At 45.9% G+C, this 21,797-nt stretch carries 19 protein-coding genes and 1 pseudogene; 11 read left to right on the top strand and 9 right to left on the bottom strand.

The window, feature by feature from the left end; genetic code table 11:
- Positions 1-6: 6 nt before the first annotated feature.
- A pseudogene (locus tag M3661_RS21280) lies at positions 7-787 on the top strand (SDR family NAD(P)-dependent oxidoreductase).
- Positions 788-877: 90 nt separating this feature from the next.
- On the opposite strand, the gene M3661_RS21275 reads toward M3661_RS21280, so the two are convergent.
- Together M3661_RS21275 and M3661_RS21270 are read right to left on the bottom strand one after the other, a co-directional pair.
- Positions 878-1,738 carry an AraC family transcriptional regulator gene (locus M3661_RS21275; RefSeq protein ID WP_251488349.1) on the bottom strand — a complete coding sequence of 287 codons (861 nt, stop codon included), beginning with the start codon at positions 1,736-1,738 and terminating at the stop codon, positions 878-880.
- Between the two features lie 199 nt (positions 1,739-1,937).
- Positions 1,938-2,966, bottom strand: coding sequence for an alpha/beta fold hydrolase (locus M3661_RS21270; protein ID WP_251488346.1), 1,029 nt, complete (start codon positions 2,964-2,966; stop codon positions 1,938-1,940).
- A gap of 553 nt (positions 2,967-3,519) precedes the next feature.
- Here M3661_RS21270 and M3661_RS21265 point away from each other — a divergent pair.
- Together M3661_RS21265 and M3661_RS21260 are read left to right on the top strand one after the other, a co-directional pair.
- Positions 3,520-4,599 carry an LLM class flavin-dependent oxidoreductase gene (locus M3661_RS21265; protein WP_251488344.1) on the top strand — a complete coding sequence of 360 codons (1,080 nt, stop codon included), beginning with the start codon at positions 3,520-3,522 and terminating at the stop codon, positions 4,597-4,599.
- Between the two features lie 726 nt (positions 4,600-5,325).
- Positions 5,326-6,258: an MBL fold metallo-hydrolase gene (locus M3661_RS21260; RefSeq protein ID WP_251488341.1), complete on the top strand. Its 933-nt coding sequence runs from the start codon at positions 5,326-5,328 to the stop codon at positions 6,256-6,258.
- Between the two features lie 113 nt (positions 6,259-6,371).
- Here the strand turns inward: M3661_RS21260 and M3661_RS21255 are convergent, their stop codons facing one another.
- Positions 6,372-6,815, bottom strand: a complete 444-nt coding sequence (locus M3661_RS21255) for a hypothetical protein (protein WP_065290004.1) — start codon at positions 6,813-6,815, stop codon at positions 6,372-6,374.
- Positions 6,816-7,020: 205 nt separating this feature from the next.
- Between M3661_RS21255 and M3661_RS21250 the strand changes: the two genes are divergently transcribed.
- Positions 7,021-7,536, top strand: coding sequence for an RNA polymerase sigma factor (locus tag M3661_RS21250; protein WP_251488338.1), 516 nt, complete (start codon positions 7,021-7,023; stop codon positions 7,534-7,536).
- The gene (locus tag M3661_RS21245; RefSeq protein WP_251488335.1) at positions 7,517-8,557 is read left to right on the top strand and encodes a hypothetical protein; all 1,041 of its coding nucleotides are present in this window, start codon (positions 7,517-7,519) and stop codon (positions 8,555-8,557) included. Before M3661_RS21250 ends, M3661_RS21245 begins: the two co-directional genes overlap by 20 nt.
- Positions 8,558-8,690: 133 nt before the next feature.
- On the opposite strand, the gene M3661_RS21240 is transcribed toward M3661_RS21245, so the two are convergent.
- Together M3661_RS21240 and M3661_RS21235 are read right to left on the bottom strand one after the other, a co-directional pair.
- Positions 8,691-10,286 (bottom strand): basic secretory protein-like protein, encoded by a 1,596-nt coding sequence (locus M3661_RS21240; protein ID WP_251488332.1) that lies wholly within the window; start codon positions 10,284-10,286, stop codon positions 8,691-8,693.
- A 256-nt stretch (positions 10,287-10,542) separates the two neighbouring features.
- Positions 10,543-11,064 (bottom strand): GNAT family N-acetyltransferase, encoded by a 522-nt coding sequence (locus M3661_RS21235; RefSeq protein WP_251488329.1) that lies wholly within the window; start codon positions 11,062-11,064, stop codon positions 10,543-10,545.
- A gap of 131 nt (positions 11,065-11,195) precedes the next feature.
- On the opposite strand from M3661_RS21235, the gene M3661_RS21230 reads away from it, so the two are divergent.
- Positions 11,196-12,053: a LysR family transcriptional regulator gene (locus M3661_RS21230; protein WP_065290000.1), complete on the top strand. Its 858-nt coding sequence runs from the start codon at positions 11,196-11,198 to the stop codon at positions 12,051-12,053.
- Between the two features lie 62 nt (positions 12,054-12,115).
- Here M3661_RS21230 and M3661_RS21225 read toward each other — a convergent pair whose 3' ends face one another.
- Positions 12,116-12,487, bottom strand: a complete 372-nt coding sequence (locus tag M3661_RS21225) for an iron chaperone (protein WP_065289999.1) — start codon at positions 12,485-12,487, stop codon at positions 12,116-12,118.
- A gap of 259 nt (positions 12,488-12,746) precedes the next feature.
- On the opposite strand from M3661_RS21225, the gene M3661_RS21220 reads away from it, so the two are divergent.
- The 5 genes from M3661_RS21220 (at position 12,747) to M3661_RS21200 (ending at position 18,589) form a co-directional block, all read left to right on the top strand.
- On the top strand, positions 12,747-13,244 hold the full coding sequence (locus M3661_RS21220; protein WP_065289998.1) for a DinB family protein: 498 nt from the start codon (positions 12,747-12,749) through the stop codon (positions 13,242-13,244).
- Between the two features lie 271 nt (positions 13,245-13,515).
- On the top strand, positions 13,516-13,746 hold the full coding sequence (locus M3661_RS21215) for a hypothetical protein (protein WP_021254037.1): 231 nt from the start codon (positions 13,516-13,518) through the stop codon (positions 13,744-13,746).
- Positions 13,747-13,752: 6 nt separating this feature from the next.
- Positions 13,753-15,360 (top strand): malate synthase A, encoded by a 1,608-nt coding sequence (gene aceB / locus M3661_RS21210; protein WP_251488326.1) that lies wholly within the window; start codon positions 13,753-13,755, stop codon positions 15,358-15,360.
- A gap of 19 nt (positions 15,361-15,379) precedes the next feature.
- Positions 15,380-16,663 carry an isocitrate lyase gene (aceA, locus tag M3661_RS21205; RefSeq protein ID WP_251488547.1) on the top strand — a complete coding sequence of 428 codons (1,284 nt, stop codon included), beginning with the start codon at positions 15,380-15,382 and terminating at the stop codon, positions 16,661-16,663.
- A 636-nt stretch (positions 16,664-17,299) separates the two neighbouring features.
- Positions 17,300-18,589, top strand: coding sequence for an esterase/lipase family protein (locus M3661_RS21200; RefSeq protein WP_251488323.1), 1,290 nt, complete (start codon positions 17,300-17,302; stop codon positions 18,587-18,589).
- A 296-nt stretch (positions 18,590-18,885) separates the two neighbouring features.
- Here M3661_RS21200 and mle read toward each other — a convergent pair whose 3' ends face one another.
- The 3 genes from mle to M3661_RS21185 form a co-directional block, all read right to left on the bottom strand.
- Complete coding sequence (gene mle / locus M3661_RS21195) at positions 18,886-19,740, bottom strand: alpha/beta fold macrolide esterase (protein ID WP_065290127.1); 855 nt, start codon at positions 19,738-19,740, stop codon at positions 18,886-18,888.
- A 29-nt stretch (positions 19,741-19,769) separates the two neighbouring features.
- The gene (locus M3661_RS21190) at positions 19,770-21,215 is read right to left on the bottom strand and encodes a PQQ-dependent sugar dehydrogenase (RefSeq protein WP_251488320.1); all 1,446 of its coding nucleotides are present in this window, start codon (positions 21,213-21,215) and stop codon (positions 19,770-19,772) included.
- 185 nt (positions 21,216-21,400) lie between these two features.
- Positions 21,401-21,772 carry a winged helix-turn-helix transcriptional regulator gene (locus M3661_RS21185; protein ID WP_065289995.1) on the bottom strand — a complete coding sequence of 124 codons (372 nt, stop codon included), beginning with the start codon at positions 21,770-21,772 and terminating at the stop codon, positions 21,401-21,403.
- Positions 21,773-21,797 lie beyond the last annotated feature (25 nt).

The following is a 21,797-nucleotide window of genomic DNA, read 5'->3' as shown; positions in this document are numbered from 1 at the left end:
GGATTCATGTTGACATCACCACATACGAAGCCGCAGCATTCTATTGCTTCTCCTTCGCGGCCAATCGCCGTCGTGACCGGTACGTCCAGCGGCTTCGGGCTCTACACGAGTGTCGCGCTGGCGAGCGCAGGATATGATGTCGTAGCGACGATGCGTAATACGGCCAAGCAAGGGAAGCTGCTTGCTGAAGCACAGACATGCGGCGTCTCCGCATACATTCATGTGCTCTGCAGGTGGATACGTCGAGGAAGTGGACATGGACGCTTGGCGCGCCCAACTGGAGACAAATTTTTTCGGCACGGTCGCCGTGACGCGCACAGCGCTGCCTATTATGCGGGAACAAGGCAGTGGAACCATCGTGAATGTGAGCAGCATTAGCGGTCGATATGCTTTTCCAGGCTATGCCCCATATGCCGCCTCCAAGTTCGCCGTCGAAGGCTTTACAGAGGCACTGCGGCTTGAGATGCTGCCATTTGGCGTATATGCCGTACTGATCGAACCCGGCTCCTACAAAACGGATATATGGGAAAAGGGATTCTCTTCTATCCAAAAACGCGAGAATTCGCCGTACAGCAAACTGCTTCAAGCGGTTCTGCAATTCTCGAAGCGAAGCTCTGAAACAGCTCCTCCTCCGCAGGAGGTGGCGCGTCACATCGTCAAGATTTCGCGCACGCCAAGACCGAAGCTACGCTATTTCATGGGTCGAGGGGCGATGCCCCTGCGCCTTATCCGTCTATTCCCGTGGAAGTGGTATGAGAAGCTCGTACTGTGGGCTTTGCGACGATAGACAAGGAGGCTGTGCCCAGTGTGCATGTTGGGCCAGCCTCCTTTATGTTTAGTTGGTGATTGATGAACCGTCAATTCTTACTCTTCGTATTTATTTCTTTATAACCGGAATCCACACTTCGCAGCGATATTCTTCGGATGTCGTATCTCCCGGTGGATACAGCTCGAAATCAGGGATTTCGGCTTGCTCATAATCTGTAGCTGGGAACCACTCCTGATAGATGCGGTTCCATACTTCTTGAATGGCACCAGGCATCGGACCAATAGAGGTAAATACGGCCCACGTCGCAGCTGGAACTTGAATAAATTCAAACCCATCTTCTGATTCCGTCCGATCCGTCTCTACTGCAATCGCGTAGTTAAAGACCTCTCCACCCTGCTGCGCGCCATAGCAAACGCCTAGAATATCTCGATTTTTTCCCAGTGCAGAAATGCTTGCGCCGGTTCCATCTGCGTAAGTATCGCGCCAAAACTTCGGAATCTCGATCGAATTTTCTCCCTCTTTCGTGGTCGTCTGGATCGACTTTCCTACAACGGTAAACGCCTCTCTCTGTACAATTCTATAATCCATTTCTTTGTCTCCCTTCAATGATAGGTGGAAGGAAATGCGCGGAAAGGCCTTCAGCTGGACACCCGAATTTCGAGCCTCGGAGGGCGAGATGCCGTGCAGCTTGCGGAACGCCTTAGAGAACGATTCTGGCGAATCGTAGCAATACTTCATCGCGACATCGATCACTTTAGAGCCACTCATTGCTAACTCTTGAGCCGCCAAGGTTAAGCGCCGTTTCCGTACATACTCAGCTACTGTCATACCAGTCAGCATATAGAACATCCGCTGAAAGTGATGGGGAGAAGAATACGCTGCCTTCGCAAGCTCCGCCATATCCAATGGCTCCAGCATCTTCGCCTCGATTACGTCGAGCGCCGACTTCATTCGGTTCAGCCATTCCATTCGCAATAGCTCCTCTCTGCATACATCATATCAAGGCTGCCTCTTGCCATCCTGTCATTCTGTGCGATCGTGTGACAGACCTATCATTTGTCCGAAACATTATCCCTGCTTATCCTCATCTATAATCAACCATACAATGCCTGAATCATCGAATTAGCATCAGCTATGAACTAAAGTTCGACTATAGCCCTGCAATCCATCATTTTGCGAACGAGTCCACCATCCATTGCGAGAACTTCTCTTTTTCTTCAAATTGCGGATAGTGAGCGGATTGATCATATGTGATAAATTCCTTTTTAGCTGCATCGATTTGATCAAAATACGTTTTGGCTGCTTTCGCAGATGTCATGTAATCGTACTGCCCCATAATGAAATAGACCGGCACTTCCAGCTTGGTAACAAATGCAGGCAATGGTTTCTTCAATGCCTGCCCTATCAATACTTCTTGTGCATTCGAGACGCTGCGATAAAAACGGATGCGATCCAGCAAGTTATACTCCGGTCCGAACAAGCCTCTATCCATGTCAGCATTCACATCAATCAATCTTGCCGCACCGCCATATTTGCGCACATAATTGCGTGGAGTTAATTGTTCTCCGCTTTGCACCTTTTCCGTTAACCCTTGCAAGTACTCCACATCGGTTGTGTTGCCGCCCAATTTTGCTTGATCAATCGTAAACTGCAATGCATCCTTTTCACTTTCCGTAACGTTAGACATCTGTCCGATGCCAATATAGGCTTTATATTTCTCAGGTGCTTGCTGTGCAGCTTGTATGCCAATATAAGTTCCGAAGGAATGGCCCGCTAATATGACCTTCTCTTGATGAAAACGAGCCGATATGTAATCTGTCAAAGCCAGTACATCTTTCACTAATAAATCAGTAGACAGATTGGAATAATCCTCTCCAAAGTGATACGACTTTCCTCCAGCTCTCTGATCGTAACGAACAACCGTGAAATGCTTTTCCAATATGTCTTGGTATTTGGTTACATAGGGGATTTCCGATACAGCCGGTCCACCGTGTAAGAAAATGACAACTGGATTATTCTTATCCTGTCCCCGTATCATCAATTCATGGCCCGTTCCATTAATTTCGACTTCCTCAAGTACGCTTATGCTGTCAGCGCCGTCTATGCTCGGAGTCCATGTGGGAAAAACCAATGCTACCCCAACTAATAAAAGAATGGTAACTCCAATATAAATGAACGCTTTTCTAATCTTTTTCACAGTTTCAGCTCCCTAGTCTTGATAGACGCTCTCATTCTAACATCGATGATCCATGCGAATGATGCTCTTCCATCATTGTAGTCGAGGAAAAATTTGAGAGAGTCGTACGATCGTCGGGATTTATACTGGACTAGGGTCGGGGAAAAGGGACAACATCGGCACCCGCTTCCCCATTCCTTATATTCCACTTCAATACGACTAGGTTAGTCTAGAATTCCGTTGAAAAGGAGTCCTTCTCCTTTTATTTTTATGATTTTTAGACGCTTCGTGTTTTAAATAAATGGTTACCCTTTCATTCTAACAATAAGCACTTCTCATAATCTAGACTCAGTCTTAGATAATCCTATAGCCATGTTCGCCATTAATGAGTCGCTATCTGTAATCAAATCATAGACGGATGGGAATGCGGATGGGCGGGCAAGATTGAAATGAGCGACTGACAGAGGTAACAGGCAACCGACAAACGGGACATCTTTTTGTTGTCTTTTCAAACTAACTATAGTTATGTTACTATATATTATAAAGCGACATCTAAATAAAGGAGGCGAACACGATGACCGATGAAGCGGTTGTTGATCTGGAAATTGGAATCAGTACGTTTTTGGAGGCTTCGACGGATCCGGTGACAGGCGAGCGCATTAGCCATACCGAGCGAATTCGTCGGTCGGTAGAAGAGATTGTTCTAGCCGATCAGGTCGGACTTGACGTCTACGGCATCGGCGAGCACCACCGGTATGAGTATGCTTCTTCGGCCCCAGCGGTCATCCTGGCGGCAGCGGCTGCACAAACGAAACATATTCGGCTGACCAGCGCCGTGACTGTCCTGTCCTCGGATGATCCGGTACGCGTCTATCAACAGTTTGCGACGCTGGATGCCATCTCGAACGGACGCGCCGAGATTATGGCGGGCCGCGGCTCGTTCATTGAATCCTTCCCGCTGTTCGGCTACAACTTGAATGATTACGATCAATTGTATGAAGAGAATCTGGAGCTTCTGCTCGCTATCCGGGAGTCAGAGAAGGTAAGCTGGCGAGGCAGTCGTCATCGTGCGGCTATTGACAATCTTGGCGTGTACCCACGGGCCGTTCAGGAACCGCTTCCCGTCTGGATTGCCACCGGCGGTAACGCAGAATCTTCCGTCCGGGCCGGCAGACTCGGCTTGCCGGTTGCTTATGCGATCATTGGCGGCATGCCGGAGCGCTTTGCGCCGCTTGTCGAGCTCTATAAGAGATCCGCGGCTAAGGCTGGACACGATGTCAACAAGCTGCAAATTGCAACCCACTCACATGGCATTGTAGCCGATACCGCCGAGAAGGCGGCAGATCTTCTGTTCCCAGGGACACAAGCCATGATGAACAAGCTCGGACGTGAGCGTGGCTGGGGAGCTCAGTACACACGCGCAACCTTCGATGAGGACAGCAAGTTGCGAGGCTGTCTCTATGTCGGCGATCCAGAGCATGTCGCTGAGAAAATCGTATTACTCCACCGCAACTTGGGCGTGACGCGCTTCTTCCTGCACTGTGACATTGGTTCAATTCCGCACCGTGATATCATGCGCTCGATTGAACTGCTCGGCACCAAGGTCGCCCCGCTCGTACGGAAGGAACTGGCTCGCAGCAAGGGTAATGCATAAGACATATTTAGAGGATCCATTTACAATCTCTCTATATTGAAATAAAAACACCTCCAAAGGCAGAAATCCATCTGCGCTTTGGAGGTGTTGCATTTTCTCTTTTATGTGACAAACCATTTCACTTCGTTCCCGAAGTTGAACTGGATTTGGTATGGCCTCGTCCCCTAATCATTATGACCATAATTAACCCGCCAAATAAAGAACAAGGAACTCCCTATTCATTTCCAATCCACATCTCTCATGAGACGAAATCAGGTAATTCATAACATTTCAAAGAATTGTCTTGACGATTTTCACTAGTTGTAACTATAATGGTTACAGCCAGTGAGTGCTACAAACAGAAACCTTCCCTACGCGATTTGCATTTTTCGCTGCTTGTCCCAACCAAGGTGCACACTTTATGTTCGAACATTTTCAATATGTAATAGTAAGTCCATTTTTTTTGGAATAGTTGTAACTATTACAGTTACAACAAGAGTCTCATTTTCCACGCCCATCGTTGACGAAGTATGCAGCCAAACATAGGGAATACAGAATGTACATGAACTCATTCGGGCATACTTTACCTACTTTGGGGATCAATTTGAACTGGTGACATTAGTGGTGAAGGTCAGATTTGGAATGCGTTTAATTGCTTAGGTGAATAAGAGGGGAAGCTTGCGCTGGATAGCATTACGTTGCGGTTTCAATAATCGTAATCAATACAAGAAAGAGGGAGATTTTAAGATGTTTCAAAAAAAATCATCTATAGGAGTTATGTTATTGCTTTGTTTCACACTAGTGCTGAGTGCTTGCGCCGGTAAAGCGAACACGACAAACAACGAGAGCAAAGAAGAACCTAAGAAGCAGGCGGCTGAACTGAAGATCACGCCATTCAATCCTGGAGAAAACGGCCTCTTCTCCGTCAGTTCAAGCCTAATTGAAGGGCCGAAAGAGGTAGTACTCGTCGATGCACAGTTCGAAAAGAGCAACGCCGAAAAGCTGGTCAAAATGATCCAAGACACTGGAAAGAAGCTGACTACGGTCTATGTAAGCCATAAGGATCCAGATTTCTACTTCGGCCTGTCGGCAATCCGCAAGGCATTTCCAGACGTAAAAATCGTTGCTACTCCGGCAACCGTGGAAGGAATTAAGGCAACCATCAAGATTAAGAATGACTTCTGGAGCCCAATCCTGAAAGAAAACGCTCCGACAGAGCTGATCGTGCCTGAAGTTCTTGACGGGGATAAGCTGACAGTCGATGGTGAAACTGTGCAGGTGGTCGGTCTTAACGGTTCTGATCCGTCTCACACCGTCCTTTGGGTTCCGTCGAAAAAAACAATCTTGGGCGGCGTACCTATCTACGAGAACCTGCATGTCTGGATGGCAGACAACCAAACCCCAGAGAGCCGTGACCACTGGCGGGAGATTTTGAAGCAGATTCTTGATCTGAAGCCGGAACGGGTTATCCCGGGCCATTACCTTGGCAAGAGCTCCGAGAATACGTCCAGCGTCACATTCACTCGTGACTATATTGCAAAATTTGAAGAAGCGGCTAAACAGTCCAAAAATTCAGCTGAGCTGATTGCAGCGATGAAGAAAGACTATCCGAACTTCAAGAATACAAGTGATCTGGAAATGGGCGCCCAAGTAATAAAAGGCGAGCGTTCATGGCCTTGATTTAACGTTTGTTTCATATAATATAAGGCCGTCATGCCGTCTTCGTTCGGAGCATTCCACCATCAGGTTAGCTCCATTGCAGCGGTATGGCGGCCCTTTTTTATGTAGTCCATTCACGAATCTGTCAGTTCAAAATACCACTCGAGGAAGGAATTAAAGCTTTTCCATTGCGAATCCAGTTTACCAGCATAAAAATCCTCCATTTGCTGACCCAATCCTAAGCCTATCACTTCGTCTGTGTTCATATTATAAAAAAAACCGTATTCCCCTTCAAAGCTATCTAACGGAATATATTCTTCAGGCAGTTTTAAAACGGCATGAGCATTCTCCATTGCTAACATATAATCCGAAGAATTGATCATAAACCAACAAATCTGATAGATTTCATATCGTCTATTATAGAAAGTCGGCCCTTCCTCTGCATGCAAATAAAACGCAGCAAAATCTGAACCCAGATCAATGCCTAAATTTACTAATGCGTTTTTATACTCCTCATCAATGTCTTCAAACCACCAGTTTTTGCTTCTGCAATAATTGACCACTTTTTCCGACAGCATCTCGATCTCCTCCGATATAAAAATAAACTATCTAAAATATTCCTCCGAGTATATCATATTCCCTTTCCTTATCGTTGTTCGCGGTTACCTAGTTGTACTTCATAAGCAAGGCAGGTACAGTCGATAAAATTGATAACTGTTAAAAATTTTATCGGAATGGGATATTTTCGAGCTCCCGATCGTGTTGTATATAGGAGGCGAAAAAATGGAAAGCAATTCTTTATTGCGTACGGATAAGGAATTGGCCGAACTCTATCAACGGCATGTAGATGTAGTTTACAGGCTGAGCTATATCTATTTGAAAAATCCCGCTGATGCAGAAGACGCTGTTCAATCTGTATTTATAAAACTTATTCAATCTCAGGTGGTATTCAATGACCATGAACACGAAAAGGCTTGGTTTTTGGTAACCACCCGAAATTACTGTAAAGACGTATTAAAGCATTGGTGGAAATCCCGGCGCGTCGATGCAAAGTCCCTACCGGAGATTTCCTCTTGGAATGGTCAGGAGGCATCTGGAAAAATGCTCGCAAGGCTGCTGTCACTTCCCGAAAAATACAAAACCGTGCTGTACCTTTATTACTACGAGACGTACTCGATAAAGGAAATATCAGAGTTGATAGGATACAAGGAAAGCACGATTCAAACACAGCTAGCCAGAGGCCGGAAGCTCCTTAAAGCGGACTTGGGAGGGAATTATCTTGAGCGACAATCAGATTAATCGGCTATTTGAGGCTCTTGCGCCGACATCGGAGCAAAAAGAGAAAATGTTTCATAACATTGTCGTACATAGCCAGAACGAAGCGAAAAGACAGAGCAGGTTTACTCCTGCGAGACGTTTAAGACCCGCGCTGCTGTGTGCCATCCTGATAGGCTGCTTGACGACAACAGCTTTGGCAGCGGCCTATATCGGGTTGGATGATGCATTTTTAAAATTCCTGAAGCCCGCAAACCAGGAGCAGGCACAATTTTTATCAAATGGCGCCTATGTCATCGATAAGCATATTAAAAACGAGAATGGCACGCTTACGATGAAACAAGTCGTCGGCGACAGTAATCGAACCTTTATCCTCATGAATTTTACTGCTCCAGAAGGTACTGTGTTAGATGCAGATGAATACCGTTTTGAAAGTACCTATCTTCGCTATGATAGGTCGGGGAAAGATAGGTTCGGATATAGTTCGGGATTCGATGTGCTAGATGACGGACATCCGGATGACAATAACATCAGCTTGATCATGAAAATCACGACTAAAAACTCATTAGCCGGACGAACATTTGATTTCGAATTCGAGAACTTGCAAATCAGAAATCCCCTCACGAAAGATTTTGAAACGATCATACCAGGAACTTGGAAAACCACAGTTAAGCTGGATTTCAAAGAATATTCCAACGTGTATCAGATCGACCAAGACATCGATATGTATGGTTATAAGGCCGTATTAAAAACGATATCCATCTCGCCAATTTCAATTACGCTAAAGCTTGAGAGTAATTCGCTAGAGGAGATTTCCAATACCCCTGACAGAGGAGTAATTGACGGTAAATCTTTGGATAACTTCCCTATCACGATAAACTATAAAGATGGCACCTCAGAGACGACAAACTTTTTTACCGGATCAGTTAGTATGGATCTTATAACTGGGCAAATGTTTACGAACAAAACTTTTAAAAATGTGATAAATGATAAGGGAATCAAATCTATTGTATTCTTTAATAAAGAATTTCCAATCAACGACTAAAATTCCCCGTCAGATCAATTCATAAAATTAACCCCCTTGACATTCAAGGGGGCATTTTTTTAATGATATGAGTTTCGCGATATTGCATTCAATCCGTCTTTGTATGTGTATTTAGCTAAGACAAATCGTGCTCCTAATTAGGAAGTGACGCTTGATACTGTGACCAAAGCGTCTGCACGTCTGTTCCGGTAATTAATTTGATTTGACGTTCTTTCCACAATCTTTTTTCGTTTTCTCCTCCAGTGTTGTAAGGGATCTGGGTCGCATTTAGTTCACGAATGAAGCCTCGTTTTTTCGTATCCTCTATCCAGCGAAGGAAATTCGCTGTCCCATGCGTCTCCCAGCTTCCTCCCTTTCTCGCGCTATAACGGTCATGGTATCCCGCTCTATAGCGCAAGCTATCGGCTATTGCCTCTACATCAAAATTACTATATTGATAAACATGACCGATTTCATGATAAAGGATTCCAATAATTTCGTCGCGCAGCGATTTGGCAGGGCTCTCTACAAACTTTTGCAGATACTGCGCACTGAAGCCTACTGTCTTCAGCGTAGCATCTCCCGATGTCCAGGCTACACCTTCAGGAGAGTCTACTATCGTAACTAATATTTTTTTGACATCTACAGGCGCATCGGCTGGACTCTTGTATAACATCTCATGTACTTTACGTGCGACTGCCAATATTTCTTTTTCTGCATTGGGAAGAGCTTTCTTGAATATTTTACCTATGCCCTTTGAATCAAGGATCTGTACTTCGATTTTCGGGTTGATGGCATGTCCGATATCATTCGAACGCGAGAATTCGACCTCACCCAATTGCATAGAGTTTCCGCTATGATTTTTCATATTGCTGAGTCTATAGTATTGATAAGCTGCGGTATTGTTATCTAGGAGATAATACATACGCTGATGTCGAACCTTGAAAATCTCATTGCTTTTCTTGTCTATACTAGTCCAGTTCTTATTATCGTTCGATCCTTGAAGAACCCAACTTTTAGGGTCGCGTTCAGGTCTATCATCAGCTGCCGTAAGCGAGTAACCATCGATCGTCACCGACTTGCCGAAATCGAATGTGAGCCATGCGGTATTATCTTTTGTTAACCATTTTGTAACGCTAGTCCCGTCCACCAGATTCTCTTTGGTATTGTTAGGCTTATTTTCTCCGCTGGCCGCAACCTCAGGCTTGGTCGTACTCCATTCCTTTGAGCTCCCATCATATAGCTTGATTTCGGATACCTGCAGCATTCCGCTTCCATTTTGATTATGAAAGTTATCGAATTTCACAAATTTATACGCTGTCTTATTGGAAAATGAATAGGTCTTCATTTGATGCCGAGAGGTGAAGCTTTGATTCTGCTGCACGTCCAGTTGGGTCCAGCTTGTCCCGTCATTGGAGCCTTTTAACACCCAGCTTTTTGGGTCTCTATATGGCTCGTCCTCCGCAGAAGTAATCGAGTATGAGGTTACGACTTTCGCGTCAGGAAACTCGTATTGCAGCCATGCCGGGCTGTTGAACGTCAACCATTTTGAAAAAATATCTTGATCGAATGCCTTATCCTTACCTTGATGTGGCGCGTACTCTCCGCTGGCCGTTGCCTTCCCGCCTAAAGCCAAATTCGTTGGGATTTTGATTGAAGTTTGTTCCGCTGCCGCTGCCTGAATATGTACACTGTTGCTGAAGCCTGCCCCTAAGGTAGCAGCTAAAATAAGAATGCCAAATCTCTTCATGCTTCGCCATCTCCTCTTTACTTTGCTTTGGAATTGGACCGAAATGAGATGGTTATAATTGCTAATTATACATCAAAAACACATACTGGTAAAATATACAATTCAGTCATCCGTATTACCAAACCTATTCCATTTCACGTGATGCTACTATCATGAACAAAATAAAAAGAGAGCATAAAATAACCCCCTTGGCATTCAAGGGGGGGAATATTGTTATCTATAGAGATAAATCCGCCGCTTATTTCTTCGTCCATACTTAGGCATTCAGTTCAAGTAGCTTGTAATAAAGAACCGTCGCATCGAGATTTCCATTTGCCGATCTCGCATAGGATGGGATTATTCCCGCCTGTTGATATCCGATAGAACGATACAATAGGTTTGACGGGTCTCCTTCTCGCGTATCGAGTACGAGCAACGTGCGGCCATCGTTCCATGCTGCTGCTTCCACTGTACGCATAAGTGCACGACCAACTCCCGTTCTCCTAGCTTGTGGCCGCGTCATCAATTTTGCAATTTCCGCGCGATGATTACCATTCGGTTTACCGCAGAAATGGAGCTGCACAGTACCTACCACATGTTCATGCTGCACAGCAATCCATAACTTTATGTCCGGATTCAAGAGGTTAGCCCAATAATCCCGAGCCTCACGATGCAAGATCGGTGGTAAGAAGCCAATTGAAGCTCCGTCTTCTACAACTTGTACGAGAAGGTCTGCAAGCTCCTCGATATAATCGTCAATATTGTTCACTAGTTCAATATGTAACAACGCATCTTTCATTATTTATGGCCTCCTATACCAAGTATTCTTTGCAATAAATATCTTGTAATAGAAGTATAGTTTGCCTAGAATGATTTGTATAACAAATCTTAAGCGTTGCAGTAATAAATAAATCGAATCGAGGAACGCGAATGGATCCTTCTCATTTGGAAGCGTTTATTGCAGTTTGTCAAACGCTCAACTTTACCATCGCTGCCAAACATCTGCACATCTCCCAATCCGCTGTGACGGCGAGAATTCGGGCGTTGGAACAATCTACTGGCAAGCGTCTGTTTGATCGCGACAATCGATCCGTGAGGCTGACGCGATCTGGTACCACTTTTCTCCCCTACGCTGAACGTATGCTCCAGCTCATTCAAGAAAGCAAATTGTCACTGTCCGAACAATATCGGGAACATATCGTGGTGAGTGGCCCTGGCTCCGTATGGCACTACCGATACTTGAATCGGATTCTCGACTTCAGAGATAAGAATCCGCATGTCGCGGTCAAATTTTTGAGCTATATCGACCCGAGTTATATGATTCGTGATTTGCTGCTTGATGGGACTGTCAACCTTGCAATCAAGCTGGATCCACCCGACCATCAAAGCATTTCGAAACGGTTGCTTTTCGAAGACGAAATAATCCTTGTATCTGCTGATGGATCGGCTGAGCTCCGAGAACCCAATTTTTCCGCGCCGACTTATTGCCACATCGATTGGGGCAAGCCTTTCACGGGATGGTTCGCCTCCCTTGTTGAGCCAAGTTTTATTCCGGCTCTTCAAACAGACCATTCGTCCATTATGCTCACGATGCTATTGAGCAATTCTGTTTTCGGTTTTTTGCCGAAATCGATGGCTGATCCGTATCTCCAGTCGAATAGGCTGTATCAAATCCCTCTGCCTGTCGAGTTACCAATTATCAAGGGCTACGCCTGTTTTTTAACTGAGAAGTGCGAGCAACCCCACATCCGGCTGGCGTTGGAACTGCTCGGGGCCGATACAACTTGATTTTGACTTGGAGCTAAAAAAAGGACGCTCCCTCGCCTTCGCTTGGGTTGCGTCCTCTTCCTTTATTTTCGCCAAAAGGTTGAGCAGTTTGCCTTATCCAAAATATTGAACGCAATCATTTTCTCAAGTAATGAGAAAGGAACCGGACTACTCCACGGAATACGAAACAACTGCTTCGTCTGTTCATAGCCAGCCTGCTCAATTTCATCAGAAAAATGAATAATCCCAGCCCTTTCGGGGCCAACAGCTAAATGATTTTTGGATACACTAAAACCAATAATAAATGTACCATGATCGGTAAACATAGGCTGATTCCACGCGATTTTGGGCCTTAAATTCGGAAATTTCTGAATGATCCAAGCCAAAACCTCTTCTGTTCGATCACGATGCTGTGGGTGCTCAATCTTCTCTAAAAATTCCGCAAAAACTTCCATGTCACTCTCTCCTAAAATGAAAACTTATTTTTACATAACATTATTGTCACTGTACACCAATTCCTATCCTTCAATGCTTTAGTGGCGTCCATTTATCAACTGTAGGGATTATTGTTCTATTACACTAGAAACGCTCTGCTGGATAATCATATCCAACAAGTTTTGATGTTGCAAATGTATGTCAAAATGCTTTCAGGGGATCTTTTCCATTCGACTGGTTGTATAGTATTCTAGCCATAGAAGGAGTGAGGAAAAATCCATGGTAAAACAATTAATCGTCGGAGATGCCTTGCAAGAACTGGCCATTACGCGCCGCATACTGGAGCGCTTACCCGAAGAGCATTTGACGTGGAAGCCGCATGTGAAATCGATGTCGTTAGGCGGGCTAGCCACGCACCTGATTAACCTGCTGAATTGGCAAATCGCAATTTTTCGTTACCCGGAATTCGATCTTTCAACCGTGCCGAATCGTCGAGAAGCTTTGGAAAAACGTGAAGACGTGCTGAAGGAATTCGATGCAAATGTCGTGGAGCTTGAAAGGTTGTTAGCTGAATGTGACGAGAACGCGCTTGGCCAGGAATGGACTTTGCGAAACGGTGACCATATCATCCTGCGCCAGCCGCGGGCGATCGCGCTTCGCACATTCGGAATAAGCCACATGATCCATCATCGAGCACAGCTCGGGGTTTATTTGCGGTTACTCGATATTCCGCTGCCAGGCCTCTATGGTCCCTCGGCCGATGAGGAAGGAAAATAAATAAAAAATATACCAAAAGGTCGCAGAGAATCGGCAAACCGCCGGGTACTCTGCGACCTTTTTTTGAGAATAGAATTTTTGCCGGGCAGGTGGAAATAAAAAATATTTTTTGCAGCAAAAAGCCGCACCCCTATTGGGATTGACCTTTGTTTATGGAAAATTTTCTTAAAAAAGGGGGTTTTCATTCTCAGAAGCTCTGTTATAATACAGATCAACGAACGATAAATCTGTATTATAACAGATAAATTTAATGACTCAGGAGGCGTTTGGAATGGACTGCTACTACTGTCATGGCAATGGAGAAATGGAATGTTTGGAATGCGAAGGACACGGAAAACAGGAGAGCGGCCACCAATGTGGCTCATGCCAAGGGCATGGCATCACGCCTTGCCTGCGCTGCAACGGAAGCGGCAGCCTGGATTACGAATTCAATGAACAAGACTCGATCACGAATATTTTGCAAGCCGCCTATTTGAGTCCGGCTTTCAGCAGAGGGAGGTAATTAGTCATGTCCAAAATGCCCGCTAACAATTGCAAGGAAATTGTTGTACTCGGTCACATGCCTGAACCGTACGCCGAGATTTTGACGCCTGGGGCACTCGAGTTCCTCGGAAAGCTCCATGAACGGTTCAATGCCCGCAGATTAGAGCTTCTCTCTGACCGTGCCGAGCGCCAACGCCGACTGGATGCCGGCGAACTCCCCGACTTCCTGCCGGAGACGAGGCACATTCGGGACGGTGAGTGGAGCGTCGCCCCTGTGCCTTCCGATCTCCAAGACCGACGGGTGGAAATAACTGGCCCCTCCGGGGATGCAAAAATGGTCATCAATGCGCTCAATTCCGGCGCCAAAGGCTTCATGGCCGACTTCGAAGATGCCAATTCCCCGACATGGGACAATTCGATCCGCGGCCAAATCAATATGCGCGATGCCATCCGCCGCACGATCACCTTTACGAGCCCAGAGGGCAAAGCCTACCGCCTGAACGAACAAACCGCTTACCTGTTAATTCGTCCTCGCGGCTGGCATTTGGAGGAGAAACACATTCGCATAGGCGAAGAAAATGCCTCAGGCAGCCTTGTCGACTTCGGACTCTATTTCTACCACAATGCTCGTACCCTCATCGAGAATCAATCCGGACCTTATTTCTATCTTCCCAAGCTGGAGTCCCATCAAGAAGCAAAACTATGGAACGATGTATTCGTGTTTGCCCAACAAGAGCTGGGCATCCCTCAAGGAACGATTAAAGCAACCGTGCTCATCGAGACGATTCTGGCCACATTTGAGGCAGATGAAATTTTATACGAGCTGCGGGAGCATAGCGCTGGCTTGAACTGCGGTCGTTGGGACTATATCTTCAGCTTCATTAAACGGCTGAACCGTCATAGACATGCGCTGCTCCCCGATCGTTCACAGGTCACGATGACCGTGCCTTTCATGCGGGCGTACACGCAGTACGTCATCCGTACCTGTCACAAACGCGATGCGCATGCCATGGGCGGCATGGCAGCCCAAATTCCAATTCGGAATGACGCCGAGGCTAACGCGAAGGCAATGGAGCAAGTGCGCGCCGATAAGCAACGCGAAGCAAATGACGGCCATGATGGAACTTGGGTCGCCCATCCTGGACTCGTTCCGATCGCCATGGAAATATTCAATGAACAGATGAAGGGGCCGAACCAGCTTCAGAAAAAGCGCGAAGATGTCCGTGTCACGGCAAGCGACCTGCTCGCTTTACCAGAAGGCACAATTACCGAGCAGGGACTGCGGACGAATATCAGTGTCGGTCTGCAATATATCGAAGCATGGCTGCGGGGATTCGGCGCCGTACCGATCTTCAATCTTATGGAGGATGCAGCAACGGCTGAGATATCGCGCACTCAGGTGTGGCAATGGATTCGTCATCCGGAAGGCCGGCTTACGAATGGAAACGACATCACGCTTGAGCTTGTGTTGAAGCTGACGGAAGAAGAAATGTCCAAGATTGAAGAGTCAATCGGCCAAGATGACTTCGCGGGCCGCAGATTCACTGAGGCGAAGCAATTGTTCGTAAATTTGATTAGCGAAGAAACTTGCAGCGAGTTTTTGACGGTGATGGGCTATGAATTGCTGGGATGAAATCATTGAATATGAGGAGATGGCTGCCGTGACGGATAAGCATACGATTCAACAATTGGAGACGAAATGGAAAGGAGAACGGTGGGAAGGCGTAACGCGTACCTATTCTGCCGATGAAGTGATCCGGCTTCGCGGTTCTGTCCAGGTGGAGCATACGTTAGCCCAGATGGGAGCCGAACGGCTCTGGCATCTGCTGCATACCGAAGAATTCGTGCCCGCGCTTGGAGCATTGACGGGGAATCAAGCCGTGCAGCAGGTAAAAGCTGGCCTGCCCGCCATATACTTAAGCGGATGGCAGGTAGCCGCAGACGCTAACCTGTCGGGTCATATGTATCCCGATCAGAGCTTATATCCGGCCAACAGTGTGCCGCAGGTCGTGAAGCGGATTAATCAAGCCCTCCAGCGGGCCGACCAAATCCAACATGCGGAAGGCAAAAACGAAACCTACTTTTTTGCCCCGATCGTGGCAGATGCCGAAGCAGGATTCGGAGGGTCGCTCAATGTATTCGAGCTCATGAAGGCGATGATTGAAGCAGGAGCCGCAGGCGTACACTTCGAAGATCAACTATCTTCGGAGAAAAAGTGCGGGCATCTCGGCGGCAAGGTGCTCCTGCCTACGCAGCAAGCCATTCGTCATTTGATTGCAGCCCGCTTGGCTGCCGACGTTATGGGTACGGACACCTTGATTATCGCACGTACTGACGCCAATGCGGCCCAACTGCTGACGAGCGATGTCGATCCGTACGATCGGCCATTCCTGACAGGACAGCGTTCTCCGGAGGGCTTCTATTATACGCGTGCTGGGATTGAACAAGCGATTGCACGCGGTCTCGCCTATGCACCATATGCAGATCTCGTCTGGTGCGAGACGTCCGAGCCGAATATCGATGAAGCACGGCTATTTGCCGAGGCGATCCATGCCAAATATCCAGGCAAGCTGCTCGCTTATAATTGCTCGCCTTCCTTCAACTGGAAGAAGAAGCTGGACGATGAGGCAATCGCAGGCTTCCAGCACGAGCTTGGACGTATGGGATACAAGTTCCAGTTCGTGACGCTAGCCGGTTTCCACGCACTCAATTACAGCATGTTCGAGCTGGCGCAAGGCTACAAGGAGCGCGGCATGGCCGCCTACTCCGACCTGCAGCAGGCTGAATTCGCCTTGGAACAGCTCGGCTATGAAGCGGTTAAGCATCAGCGCGAGGTCGGCACAGGCTACTTCGACGAGGTGGCACAAGCGATTTCGGGCGGTATTTCATCTACAACCGCCTACACAGACTCGACGGAGGCAGAGCAGTTCACGTAAGGGGAACCGTTTCAAACCCATTTTTGAACATAGAGCTAAATTAACTAAACGCCCCAGTTTGGAAATCACTCCCCTTTGCTGCCCGCTGCTCTGCAACCTCACCTTCGCTGCTATAAGCAGCTTTCGTAACACGAAGCTCGCTACGGAAGCGCAAAACCTCAGTTCCACCGCAACCTCCCCGGAGCATACAAGGATGGAGCCGTCTCACAGGTCATTGAACAATGGCATAGAGATGGCTCCATTTTTTCATTCAGCAGCCCCTTTCCCAAATGCATTTGTACCGTTTCCCTATCGTTGCTAGTGGATTCAGCCCATTCTTTACTCCCTTTTATATCTGCTTCTTTCGCACTCCTCGCTAATCAACTCTCCAAAACTATCACTGGATGACAAATGCTTCAAAAAGCTATTTACTAGCAAATATTTAATTTACATAGTTGTAAATAATAGGTTTATATGGTAAATGTAAATGTATAACATCATGCTAGCTGTCCCCCTCAACACGCCATTCCGTCAACACACCACAAAAATCTCCTTTTGTATCTTCATGAATCCAGCAATGCTAGAACAGAAAGAATAGAATAATTTTGAGAGCAACTGTATTTGAAAGCGATTACAAAATTAGATAGGAGGCATTTTATGATCCGTAAACTGTCAAGCTGCATTTTGCTACTCTTTATTCTTTTTTACTCTATTCTTCCTAACAACTTGCCGTCTGTTCACGCGCAGGCCGACGATGCCATTGTCAACAATGCCATTGCTAACAATGACTTCCCTATCGTGCTGGTTCATGGATTTGGAGGCTGGGGAAGAGACGAAATGTTTTCGTTTAAATACTGGGGCGGATTGGGCGATATTCAAGAACAATTAAGGAAACACGGTCATTCCGTATATACAGCTGCGATAGGGACGGTATCGAGCAATTGGGATCGTGCCTGTGAGTTGTATGCACAAATTAAAGGGGGAACCGTAGATTACGGTCAAGCCCACTCGGAACTGTATGGTCACGAGCGATATGGCAGATCGTATGAAGGGATGTATCCATCATGGGGAGAGATCGACCCGAATACGGGGCGTCCGAAGCAAATTCATGTAATTGGACACAGCATGGGAGGACAAACCGCACGCATGCTGATTCATCTAATGGAAAAAGGAGATGCTGCTGAACGTGCTGTCACCGATGCATCTGATCTATCCCCGTTGTTCAGTGATCAACCACTTCCGTATGTTAGCAGCCTCGTTTCCCTCGCCGCGCCGCATGATGGCACCAGCTTCACGCATTTTGTAGAGGGAGTCATACCCTTCATCCACCAGCTGATTGGCTTGATTGCCGCAGCTTCTGGCAATGCAGAGCACCCCCTATATGATTTCAAATTGGATCAATGGGGATTGAAGCGAATGCCCGATGATTCCTTTTTCGATTATTTCCAACGGGTAATTAACAGTAAATTTTGGAGAATATCAAAAGACAGCTCACTGTGGGATTTAAGTCCTGACGGGGCCAAACAGTTCAACGAGCAAATACAGGCAAATCCGAGCGTCTATTATTCCTCGATCGCCACCAACAAATCATATCGTATCCCGCTATCGGGATGGCATGCGCCAAAGCTGATGATGAATCCGTTATTGCTGCCGCCGAGCTATTTTGTCGGTTCCTTTTCGTACGATTCCCCAGGGCATGTAGTCATTGATGAGGAATGGTGGCCAAATGATGGGCTGGTAAATACGATTTCCATGGACGGCCCGAAAAACGGATCAAACGATCAAATCATTACTTACCAAGGAAAGCCGCAGATTGGAAAATGGAACTACTTAGGACTCATGGATTCCTGGGATCATCTCGATATCGTTGGATTGGGCCTAAAAAATACGGGAGATTTTTTTCTCGACTTAGCGGATATGCTGACCGACCTGCCTCCGGCAGGCTGATGAAACAGATGTCTATAGGAAATAAAGTGTTACATTGACTTCAATATAAAACCAGCGGCAGTCTCCAACTGAAAAATACAGTCTTAGGCTGCCGCTATTGCTTTTTATCACTTAAAAATTCCCATAATGTAAAATCAGTCAGCAGGCTCTTGAAGCAGCGACGTTCAGTTCCCCAACCTCTAAAAAAAAGAGTGCCCTAATGAAACAAAAGGACACTCTAAAAGGCACTATCTAGTTACAAACCATGTGTTGCGCTCTATTATTTCGTAAGTTAACAATTTGACTGCCATTCACGATCACGCCAACAATGTATGGTTCGATATTGCTTTAATAATCGTACCCCAATCGTCTAAGTGTACTTCATGCCCCATTCCCTCAACCGTCAACAAGGATGCATTTGGTATTTCATTAGCAAGTGCAACACCATGTTCCAAGGGAAGAATTGTATCACCCGTGCCGTGAATAACCAAAACAGGTACATGGATTTCCTTTAACTTTCCTTCGTATGCATCGTCACCTTTCAGTAGTCCATGATTCAACATACTGACTAGATAATTCGCTCGTTTGATCTCGCGTTTTACTTGCTTATACGCTCTATGCTCATCGAAGCGATGCTTGGTACCGCACATCAGTCGAGAGCCGTTAACCAAGTATGTTGCAACCGCCTCCTCATCCAACCAATCCAGTGTTGCTGCATCTGCATGATGAGCAAGAATCTTCTCATCCATTGGAGGCAACCCCCTGTCGATATCATCAGATCCAAAGATTGTTGAGGCAATCAAAGTTATCGTTAGAACTCTTTGCGGATGTTTTACTGCGATGATCTGTGCAATCATGCCACCTAGTGATAATCCCACGATGTGCGCTTGGTCAATCCCATATGAATCAAGCACCCCGACTGCATCATCAGCCATATCCACCACCGTATATTGGGATTCCCCAGTTGGATAAATAATTGAACGTCCCACATCTCGGTTATCAAATCGAATCACATAACGGCCCGAGTCAGCCAAACCTTGGCAGAACTCATCGTCCCAATAGATCATCGAACACATGCCTCCCATAATCAGCAAGACAGGTGGATGATTCGGATTGCCGAAACTCTCTGTGCATATCTCAACGCCATTGATTTTCCATAGCTTTTCACTCATGAGATAACTCTCCATTTCATTCGAATTCGTTAATGCAACCATAGTGGAACAATCTCAAACACAGTTCCTTGGTGCTGATCAGCCACTTTTACAGAGCCATAAACCCCTAAATAGAGTCTAGATTGACTCAGATTCGTTCCCAAACTAACATAATAAGCGGATTGAGACCCAAAATCATAATCCGTTTCAATAACACTAAAATCGCTTAGTTTACAATCCGTTCTTACCCTGGTATATGCTAAAACTCCTCTAACTGGAGGGGGAGATCCTTCATTTCTGGCGAGATCGGTAAACACAACACTTCCCGTTAAACCGGGGATTGCATTCCCCATATATGGCTGGACTCCAGTAAGGGCAGTTCCTCCAAACTTATCGGTTCGGGGATCTTTATGAAAATAACTAACGAGAGGCGCAAGACGCCGCACTGAAGTTGTGATTGCTTCATCGTAATAAGAAATTGCCTTCTCATCCAAAGCCGGATCTGCAGAACAGCCTGTAATGAACGAAGTAGGAAAAGCGCCTTCCCACCCTCGCCAGCCAAAGTTAATAAATCCTTCTTGGTCAAGTACAGAATTCGTCAAAGTCGAAGAAGCTCGAACAAGCTGAGTAACCGGTATGGGTTTATAATGAATGAATGCAAAAATCGACTCTACAAGATCCTGTCCGACACTTCCTACGTATTTGATGTACTGATTATAAGATAACCTTTGAAATGCAATGCCTGGCAGATTGCGGCCCCCTTTGGCCATTACCGTAAGTGTTTCCTGAATAGACACAGGCAGCTCATTAAAACGTGTAACTACGGGCGGATTATCGATAAATGTAGGTTTGGAAATATCAATTTCAATGATTTTACCCGCGATTTCCATATCCGTTTGGCTTAAATTAAATGGATCATAGCCTGATCCGCCATCTCCGGTTGTCAAAATGAGTTTTCCTGTTTCAGGTGAGAAGTTTAAGCTATTGACGCCATTATGATTTAAAAATGGTCTTCTTATATTCAGTAATGTCCGCCGTTTTTGAGGTTGTCCATTCGCATGTAGAATCCATTCCTCAATGGTATCAATATGATCATAATGCGTTTCTCGCTTTATCCACTTTAAGTTTAAGGTTTTAGGATCACACGGGTTCGGCTTAAAAGATTCAAATTCACCTGGAAGAGATCCTGGACCTTGGGTTCCAGCCACTGAATAATGGAGATAAAACAGACCATTAAAATAAAAATCAGGATGAAAAGCTAGCCCTATCAATCCCCGTTCATCATACCCACCATTAGAGGCACCTAATGTTATGATTCGTGAGCGAATATCTAAAAAGGTTCTTATATCCCCGTCCCCTATGTAAAAGATCTCACCTACTTGAGTTGCAATAAATAATCTTTCAATTGATTCACCCGGAAGGATCGCTGTTTTCAAAACAGTGGGCATATTTAACTTGCTTACAATGGGCCGTAAGCCAACCTTAACTTTCATCAAATAACGGAGCACCCCTTCTTATTTTTTATATGAATATGATTCGATCTGTTCTACTAGTACCGAATTAGGGCCTGAAGGTCGGTATACAAAAAGGGCTCTGCCTCCATTGCGGAGCAAAGCCCTTCTCATTTATTGGCTCTTACACATATGTCCTCTATCTACATAACCAAACTCCGTATATCCCCTTACTTAAGCTGTTCATTCAACACACTATCTTCTAAAACAGCAAACTTATCTCCATATACTCTCGTTAAATGCTTTTCACCCCATGCACATAGTGCACTTAGAATCCCTTCTAAGCTCTGTCCATATTCACTAAGCTCGTATTCCACTCTTGGTGGAACTTGATTGTACACGATTCGATTGATGACCCCATCCTCTTCAAGCTCGCGCAGCTGTTGGGTAAGCATTTTTTGTGTGATATTTGGCATGAGGCGCTTTAATTCGCTTGTTCGTTTTTTTCCATGAGTCAGATGACAAAGAATTACACACTTCCACTTCCCACCTATGACTTCTAATGTCGCCTCAACAGAGATATTGTATTTCTTTTTTTGCATCTTGGTTCTCCTCCTTCTTATAGGC

This window comes from Paenibacillus sp. MER 180 (genome assembly GCF_023713665.1).
Taxonomy (GTDB): domain Bacteria; phylum Bacillota; class Bacilli; order Paenibacillales; family Paenibacillaceae; genus Paenibacillus_B; species Paenibacillus_B suaedae.
Note: the sequence above shows the minus strand (reverse complement) of the source record. Positions and strands in the feature narration are given on the sequence as shown.

Coding starts and splice junctions, on each gene's coding strand:
- aceA (WP_251488547.1), top strand. CDS start 15,380: ATGGCTGCCGTGACGGATAAGCATACGATTCAACAATTGGAGACGAAA.
- M3661_RS21265 (WP_251488344.1), top strand. CDS start 3,520: ATGACCGATGAAGCGGTTGTTGATCTGGAAATTGGAATCAGTACGTTT.
- M3661_RS21240 (WP_251488332.1), bottom strand. CDS start 10,286: ATGAAGAGATTTGGCATTCTTATTTTAGCTGCTACCTTAGGGGCAGGC.
- M3661_RS21215 (WP_021254037.1), top strand. CDS start 13,516: ATGGACTGCTACTACTGTCATGGCAATGGAGAAATGGAATGTTTGGAA.
- M3661_RS21220 (WP_065289998.1), top strand. CDS start 12,747: ATGGTAAAACAATTAATCGTCGGAGATGCCTTGCAAGAACTGGCCATT.
- M3661_RS21255 (WP_065290004.1), bottom strand. CDS start 6,815: ATGCTGTCGGAAAAAGTGGTCAATTATTGCAGAAGCAAAAACTGGTGG.
- aceB (WP_251488326.1), top strand. CDS start 13,753: ATGTCCAAAATGCCCGCTAACAATTGCAAGGAAATTGTTGTACTCGGT.
- mle (WP_065290127.1), bottom strand. CDS start 19,740: ATGAGTGAAAAGCTATGGAAAATCAATGGCGTTGAGATATGCACAGAG.
- M3661_RS21235 (WP_251488329.1), bottom strand. CDS start 11,064: ATGAAAGATGCGTTGTTACATATTGAACTAGTGAACAATATTGACGAT.
- M3661_RS21200 (WP_251488323.1), top strand. CDS start 17,300: ATGATCCGTAAACTGTCAAGCTGCATTTTGCTACTCTTTATTCTTTTT.
- M3661_RS21250 (WP_251488338.1), top strand. CDS start 7,021: ATGGAAAGCAATTCTTTATTGCGTACGGATAAGGAATTGGCCGAACTC.
- M3661_RS21260 (WP_251488341.1), top strand. CDS start 5,326: ATGTTTCAAAAAAAATCATCTATAGGAGTTATGTTATTGCTTTGTTTC.
- M3661_RS21185 (WP_065289995.1), bottom strand. CDS start 21,772: ATGCAAAAAAAGAAATACAATATCTCTGTTGAGGCGACATTAGAAGTC.
- M3661_RS21225 (WP_065289999.1), bottom strand. CDS start 12,487: ATGGAAGTTTTTGCGGAATTTTTAGAGAAGATTGAGCACCCACAGCAT.
- M3661_RS21275 (WP_251488349.1), bottom strand. CDS start 1,738: ATGGAATGGCTGAACCGAATGAAGTCGGCGCTCGACGTAATCGAGGCG.
- M3661_RS21230 (WP_065290000.1), top strand. CDS start 11,196: ATGGATCCTTCTCATTTGGAAGCGTTTATTGCAGTTTGTCAAACGCTC.